Annotated in this window: 6 protein-coding genes; 5 read left to right on the forward strand and 1 reads right to left on the reverse strand. The window is 40.1% G+C overall.

Features of this window, described 5'->3' with window-relative positions:
• Positions 1 to 27: 27 nt before the first annotated feature.
• The 3 genes from GNF10_RS33615 to GNF10_RS33625 all read left to right on the forward strand — a co-directional run bounded on the left by GNF10_RS33615 (position 28) and on the right by GNF10_RS33625 (position 4,012).
• Positions 28 to 1,425, forward strand: a complete 1,398-nt coding sequence (locus GNF10_RS33615; RefSeq protein ID WP_185586338.1) for an ATP-grasp domain-containing protein — start codon at positions 28 to 30, stop codon at positions 1,423 to 1,425.
• Positions 1,426 to 1,597: 172 nt separating this feature from the next.
• Positions 1,598 to 2,638 carry a D-alanine--D-alanine ligase gene (locus tag GNF10_RS33620; RefSeq protein ID WP_185586337.1) on the forward strand — a complete coding sequence of 347 codons (1,041 nt, stop codon included), beginning with the start codon at positions 1,598 to 1,600 and terminating at the stop codon, positions 2,636 to 2,638.
• Positions 2,639 to 3,100: 462 nt separating this feature from the next.
• On the forward strand, positions 3,101 to 4,012 hold the full coding sequence (locus GNF10_RS33625; RefSeq protein WP_185586336.1) for a beta-1,6-N-acetylglucosaminyltransferase: 912 nt from the start codon (positions 3,101 to 3,103) through the stop codon (positions 4,010 to 4,012).
• A 34-nt stretch (positions 4,013 to 4,046) separates the two neighbouring features.
• On the opposite strand, the gene GNF10_RS33630 is transcribed toward GNF10_RS33625, so the two are convergent.
• A complete protein-coding gene (locus GNF10_RS33630) occupies positions 4,047 to 4,940 on the reverse strand; it encodes a phosphorylase (protein ID WP_185586341.1) in 894 nt (297 codons plus the stop codon).
• Positions 4,941 to 5,178: 238 nt separating this feature from the next.
• On the opposite strand from GNF10_RS33630, the gene GNF10_RS33635 reads away from it, so the two are divergent.
• Entirely contained in the window at positions 5,179 to 6,444 is a 1,266-nt protein-coding gene (locus GNF10_RS33635) for an HhoA/HhoB/HtrA family serine endopeptidase (RefSeq protein WP_185586335.1), read from the forward strand.
• Between the two features lie 279 nt (positions 6,445 to 6,723).
• The gene (locus tag GNF10_RS33640) at positions 6,724 to 6,978 is read left to right on the forward strand and encodes a hypothetical protein (protein ID WP_185586334.1); all 255 of its coding nucleotides are present in this window, start codon (positions 6,724 to 6,726) and stop codon (positions 6,976 to 6,978) included.
• Positions 6,979 to 7,225 lie beyond the last annotated feature (247 nt).

The following is a 7,225-nucleotide window of genomic DNA, read 5'->3' on the forward strand; positions in this document are numbered from 1 at the left end:
CCCTGCTCCTTCTACTTTCAAAGACTTATGACACAATCAATCTCTTTATCTCTGCCTCAATCTACAACATCTTCAACAGGTGTGAGGCTAAAGACAGCAGCTTTATTCAAGACTCTCGGTACTCTGACATTATTACTAATAGCCTTGCCGTTCAATGCTTTTATAGTTTTGATATCTTTGCTGTGGGGCATTGTGCAATCGCCATTTCCGAAAAAAGCTGTTGTAGCTGCTCATCCTTTGACTATTTTGGTGAGTGGGGCAAAGATGACTAAGGCATTGCAACTTGCTCGTTCTTTCCATACAGCAGGACACAGAGTTATTTTGATTGAAGGCCACAAATACTGGTTGTCTGGTCATAGATTTTCTAAGGCGGTAAGTCGTTTTTACACAGTTCCGGCTCCACAATCAGAGCCAGAAGGCTATATCCAGGCGCTAGTAGAAATCGTCAAGAAAGAAAATGTTGACATTTACGTACCCGTATGCAGTCCTGTAGCTAGCTATTATGACTCTTTAGCAAAGCCTGTACTATCAGAATACTGCGAAGTTTTCCATTTTGATGCAGATATCACCAAGATGTTGGATGATAAATTTGCCTTCACCGATCAGGCGCGATCGCTTGGCTTATCTGTCCCCAAGTCATTTAAAATCACCGATCCTCAACAGGTTATTAACTTTGACTTTAGTCAAGAAACCCACAAATTTATTCTTAAAAGTATTGATTACGACTCCGTTCGCCGCTTAAATTTAACCAAACTTCCCTGCGACACTCCAGAAGAGACAGCAGCTTTTGTCAATAGTTTACCCATCAGTCCAGAAAAACCTTGGATTATGCAAGAGTTTATTCCTGGCAAAGAATTATGCACTCATAGTACAGTGCGGGATGGGGAACTAAGATTGCATTGCTGTTCAAACTCTTCTGCCTTTCAAATTAACTATGAAAATGTCGAAAATCCCCAAATCCGTGAATGGGTGCAACACTTCGTCAAGAGTTTGAAACTGACTGGACAAGTATCTTTCGATTTTATCCAAGCTGAAGATGGTACAGCTTACGCGATTGAATGCAATCCTCGCACTCATTCAGCAATCACAATGTTTTACAATCACCCTGGTGTTGCAGATGCCTATTTTGGTAGAACTCCCCTAGATGCACCCCTGGAACCCCTAGCTAGTAGCAAGCCCACTTACTGGATATATCACGAAATCTGGAGACTAACTGGTATCCGTTCTTGGAAGCAACTACAAACATCCATTCAGACTATGGTACGAGGCATTGATGCCATTTACTGCCTTGATGATCCTGTACCATTTTTTACTTTGTATCACTGGCAGATTCCCTTACTTTTACTCAAAAATCTCCAACAACTCAAAGGCTGGGTAAAAATAGACTTCAACATTGGTAAATTGGTGGAATTAGGTGGGGATTAAAATAATTCGTAATGATGCTCGTAGCAAGAGACGCGATGAATCGCCGTCTCTACAAGGTTTTGGGTTTTATATATGTACTTCATTTACCTGAAATGTGCTGTATTAATCACAGAGGTAAATCATAGCTTACTTAACACTGTATAAATTTTGACGGTAGATAGGAAGATAAATCATGCCAGCACTTCGTATCCTTCAATTAGTTGGATCTGCACAAAATGATTTTTACTGTGATTTATCACGACTTTACGCCCAAGATTCTCTGGCAGCATTGACAGAGCGATCGCAGTATGATTTTCAGATTGCATACATCACGCCCGATCGCCACTGGCGATTTCCTACTTCCCTCAGTCCAGAAGATATTGCTGTCGCCAAACCAATTCCTCTGTTTGAAGCTATAGAGTTTATAACAGCGCAAAACATTGATCTTGTGTTACCGCAGATGTTTTGCATTCCGGGAATGACCCACTACCGCGCCCTATTTGATCTGCTGAAGATGCCTTACATTGGTAATACTCCAGATATTATGGCGATCGCAGCCCACAAAGCTAGAGCTAAAGCAATTGTCGAAGCAGCAGGGGTAAAAGTGCCTCGTGGAGAACTACTCCGCCAAGGAGACATTCCGACAATTCCACCTCCAGTAGTCATCAAACCCGCAAGTTCCGACAACTCTTTAGGAGTAGTCTTAGTTAAAGATGTTACTGAATATGACGCTGCTTTGAAAAAAGCATTTGAATATGATTCAGAGGTCATAGTAGAAACATTCATCGAACTCGGCCGAGAAGTCAGATGCGGTATCATCGTTAAAGACGGGGAACTAGTGGGTTTACCCCTAGAAGAATATTTGGTAGACCCCCACGAAAAACCCATCCGTAACTATGCTGATAAACTCAAACAAACGGATGATGGCAACCTGCATTTGACCGCAAAAGATAATGTAAAAGCTTGGATTTTAGACCCTAACGACCCAATTACCCAAAAGGTTCAGCAAGTGGCTAAGAAGTGTCATCAAGCTTTAGGTTGTCGTCACTACAGTTTATTTGACTTCCGCATCGACCCAATGGGAGAACCTTGGTTTTTAGAAGCCGGGTTGTATTGTTCTTTTGCACCCAAAAGCGTGATTTCCTGTATGGCGAAAGCAGGGGGAATTCCTTTAAATGAGTTATTTATGATGTCCATCAATGAAACATTGGGCAGTAATAACAATTCTGTATGAAGATGCACTAAACCATATTTAATTACAAGAAAAAAGAAAGAGAAACGAACCGCAAAGGGCACAAAGAAAGAAAGAAAGAAAGAAAGAAAGAAAGAAAGAAAGAAAGAAAGAAAGAAAGAAGTTAATCGAATACACGTAGAGACGTAAAATTTTACATCTCTACAAGATTTTGGATTTTATATATGTACTTCATTTAGCTGAAAATAGCTCGAACTACTAGCAATTAAGCATTAATTCTAGGACTAGCCCCAAATTCATAAATATCTATCTATATACTTTAAAATATTTTCAGTAGCTATAGGAATCATATTTGATTTTTGAACGAAATTAAGTATTGTAGAGTGTGTTAGAACGGAGTTCGTAACGCACTATTATCAAGGGGTTGATGCGTTACGCTGTCGCTAACACATCCTACGGATATTTTCAGAAATCAAACCGGATTCCTATATACAACTTAAGCAAATGTCTAATTATCCTAGTAAATCGATAGGTTTTATTTTAATAACTCATAGTAAGCCATTACAAATTCACAGGCTGATAAATAAATTAAATAGTATGTTCAATTCTCCTTTAATTGTTTGTCATCATGATTTCTCTAAATGTGATTTATCTGTAGATAGGCTTTCAAAAAATATTTTACTAGTACGTTCTCATTTACAAACTGAATGGGCAGATTTTTCTATTGTAGAAGCTACAGTGCAGGCATTAAAGTTAATGTATGAAGTTCCAAAATGCCCGGATTGGTTTGTATTACTTAGTGGTGCAGACTATCCCATTAAAACTGCAAAGCAAATATTGGATGATCTGACTTCAAATTATTATGATGCTTATATTCAGCATGAAAAAATCACATACGAGACTTATAAGCATGAACTAAAACCAAGTATGTTATGGTTAAAAAATTCCTATCAGCGATATTGTACAAAATCGTTTTCTTTCAATTCTTCAAAGCAATACTTAGCGCATCTGGATCTAAAAATATGCTTGGAACATCCGCTATTAACAAAACCTTTCCTTCCTTTTTCAAAAAAGCTTGCTTGCTTCAGTGGAAGTCAATGGTTTTGTGCGAATAACAAAGCTGCTAACTACATTATCGACTTTCATAGCAAGAAAAATGCGCTAACCTTACACTACAGCAAGCTTAAGTATGCAGATGAGTCGTATTTTCAAACTCTACTTGCTAATGCCCCTCATCTCAAGTTGCAAAACGACCGACGACGTTATATTGATTGGTCAGATGGAGGTTGTCATCCCAAGACATTGCTTATGGAAGACTTGCCAAATTTGCTTGCATCATCTGCTCATTTTGCTCGTAAATTTGACATTGATATAGATAGCAATATTCTTAATGAACTTGATAAAATTACATCCTAGCGATTACAAATTTTGTTAAACCCAGTAAATTTGATTAAGATAGAGCAACATTTTTGAGAATGGTCATCGGCCCTTGGGCTTTAAGAATCTCCATTTCGGCTGCGTTTCGTACTAGTAAAGTACCAGCGAATCCTAATGAATTCACAGAGATAGATTGAAAATGCTCCTGCGATCGCGGTACGATCAACATCCATTCTCGTGTCGCTAGCAAATTGTAAGCACCCAATTGCCTTGCATCCAAACCTACAGCCCCTAGCAAACTGTGATAAACTTCTAGGGTTACTTGGGCTGCTGTAAATGGCGATCGCACCCAATCAGGATTTAGCGGCGCAAAAGCGTTTACAAAAGGAAGTTTTGCTATTGCGTTCGAGTCCTGAAATTGTCCTGCCTTCAGTAGAGGTTCAATAGGTATCTGTGGCCCTGAAGGTACAAGTGGTAGTGGCACTAATTGTAAGTGTTTGTGTCGCTGGCTAGCACCTGCACTTTTGCCACTGTTGTAAAATGCTAAACCATCGAAATCAGCCAAACACGCCCACATAGCTGCAAAATCTTCCAGAGTCAGCAAACTTTCCTGTTCCTCGAAGGCACGGGTGATGATTAGCAGATGGCGATCGACAACATTATATTTATTTAAAATACATACATGAGTATCAGAGATATCCGCCACAAATAAATTCTCTTCATAAGGCAAAAAAGGATTAAACTCTTGACCAGGGATAGCAGATTGTTTTTCCTGTTTCTCCTTAGCTGCTTTTTTACGATTTAGATTAGACAAAATCCGCACTAAAAAGCGCACGCCATCCTGTTCGATAAATTCAAATTCTGTCGGAATCGACAATAACGCCCCGCATTGCAAAGCATATTCAGTTCGTTCTTTAACACTTGTCCATAAAGTGCCGGGTTTCAGTAAGATTTTCCCCTGTGGCATTTTCATTCCTTCACACATGGTATAAAATACGCAGTTAACTTAACTTAAAACTGTTGGTTAAAAATTGCTCTGGCTCTAAGTTGAGAAGCATGACAACTGTGTAACTTCACGAATGAGTATATTCCAATAAGGTTTAGTAAAGTACCAAACCTTTCACAACAACGCAATACCCCTGCAACAAAACTGTCACAAATCATATCTACATTAGTAATACATCTAAATATCCTTCCAGACAGCAATGCAAAACCAATCTCGTGATGGAGAACACCCATCAAATAGCATTTTATCCAACACTGCTGATACCAAATACCATAATCAAGCACCCTGGAAAAAGGCTGCCGCCTCTCTATCGCTGGTGCTGCTGGGATCAGGTATGACATTGGCAGGTGGCTACATGGCTGGACATTCTCAGCAGGTGTCTGAGAGTGCATCTAATTTAGGAGTGAGTCGAGTAAATGCCGCTCCTCCATTATCAGCTGCCACAGATCCTAACTTTGTTACCCAAGTGGTGCAAAAGGTCGGGCCAGCAGTAGTACGGATTAACTCTTCCCGAACAGTAAAAAGCCGGATACCAGATGAATTTAACGATCCGCTTTTTCGCCGCTTTTTTGGTTCCCAACTGCCACAATCACAAGAAAGGGTAGAACGGGGTACTGGTTCAGGTTTTATCATTAGTGCCGATGGTCGGATTCTCACTAACGCCCATGTGGTAGATGGTGCTGATACGGTGACAGTGACGCTCAAGGACGGGCGCACCTTGGAAGGTAAGGTGTTAGGAAAAGATGAATTAACCGATGTCGCTGTTGTCAAGATTCAAGCAAACAATCTACCTTCAGTAGCCATAGGTAACTCAGATCAACTGCAAGCGGGAGAATGGGCGATCGCGATCGGCAACCCCCTTGGACTAGATAATACAGTAACTACCGGAATCATCAGTGCTACCGGGCGCAGTAGCAATCTAATCGGCGCAGCCGATAAGCGAGTAGAGTATATTCAAACTGATGCAGCCATTAACCCCGGTAACTCCGGCGGCCCCCTACTAAATTCTCGTGGTCAAGTAATTGCCATGAATACAGCTATAATCCAAGGGGCACAAGGATTAGGCTTTGCTATTCCCATCAACACAGCCCAACGCATTTCCAGTCAAATAATAGCTACAGGCAAAGTAGAACATCCTTACCTGGGAATTCAAATGATGGGGTTAACACCTCAGCTAAAACAAAATATCAACTCAGATCCCAATAGCGGTTTGAGTGTGGATGAAGATAAAGGTGTATTAGTTATAAAAGTTGTGCCAAATTCACCAGCTGCTAAAGCAGGAATACGTGCTGGTGATGTTATCCAAAAGCTTGGCGGGCAAGCAGTCACAGATGCCAACAGTGTCCAAAAAGTAGTAGAAAATAGCCAAATCGGGGGTGATTTGCGCTTAGAATTACGTCGCAATGGACAGAATCTTAACGTCGCTGTGCAACCTGGTGCTTTCCCCACCCCACCAGCACAATAAAAGTTTTGTGATTGAGTCAAAGTGAATTTTTTGGGATGGGCAAAATACCCGTCCCTTTTTTTAGATGGCAAAGATAAGCTGGGCAACAATACTGCTCGGCTAAAGGGAAATCTGACTTCTAAATTCTTCTTCAACTATGACATTAGTCACGGTTGAACTAATTACCTTTTGCACTAGTGTATATCTCTTCTCAGACCTATTATTTATTTGTCAATGAGATTCATATTTTGCAAAAAATAAATCCCTTTGATGTGTAACTTATAGAAGGAAAGTTTGCGAATGAGTATTAAAAGAATGCTTGCTAGTGCAGCACTGATTTTACCAATTGCTGTTACCTTTATTCCTTCCCAAGCCGATGCTCAGGCTAGATGGCCAGTTAGGCGACCAGTTCCAGTTAGAACAATCAGAAGACCATCTCCAGTTAGGGTTTACACCCCTGTTCAAGCGAGAAGAAGGATACTGGTTCCTGGACGTTGGGTGCAAACAAATCGTGGTCGCCGATGGATACCGGCTCACTATGTATATAGAAGATAAAAAACCTACAAATGCAAAAAATATTGACCTTCAATATTGATTGCAGAGTTCTTTTTTCATTAGATTTGATTAGTGTTTAAAAATCCCCTTTAGAAATATTCTAAAGGGGCATTATTTCATATTTAAAATAAATAGGTAGATAAACCTCATTTATGTTAAAATCTAGAGTCTTTTAAAAGATATATTTATGTAGGTTGGGTGGAGTGAAACGCAACCCAACATTACCACCAAATTTTATGTTGGGTTA

The organism is Nostoc sp. UCD121 (assembly GCF_014222285.1).
Taxonomy (GTDB): domain Bacteria; phylum Cyanobacteriota; class Cyanobacteriia; order Cyanobacteriales; family Nostocaceae; genus Nostoc.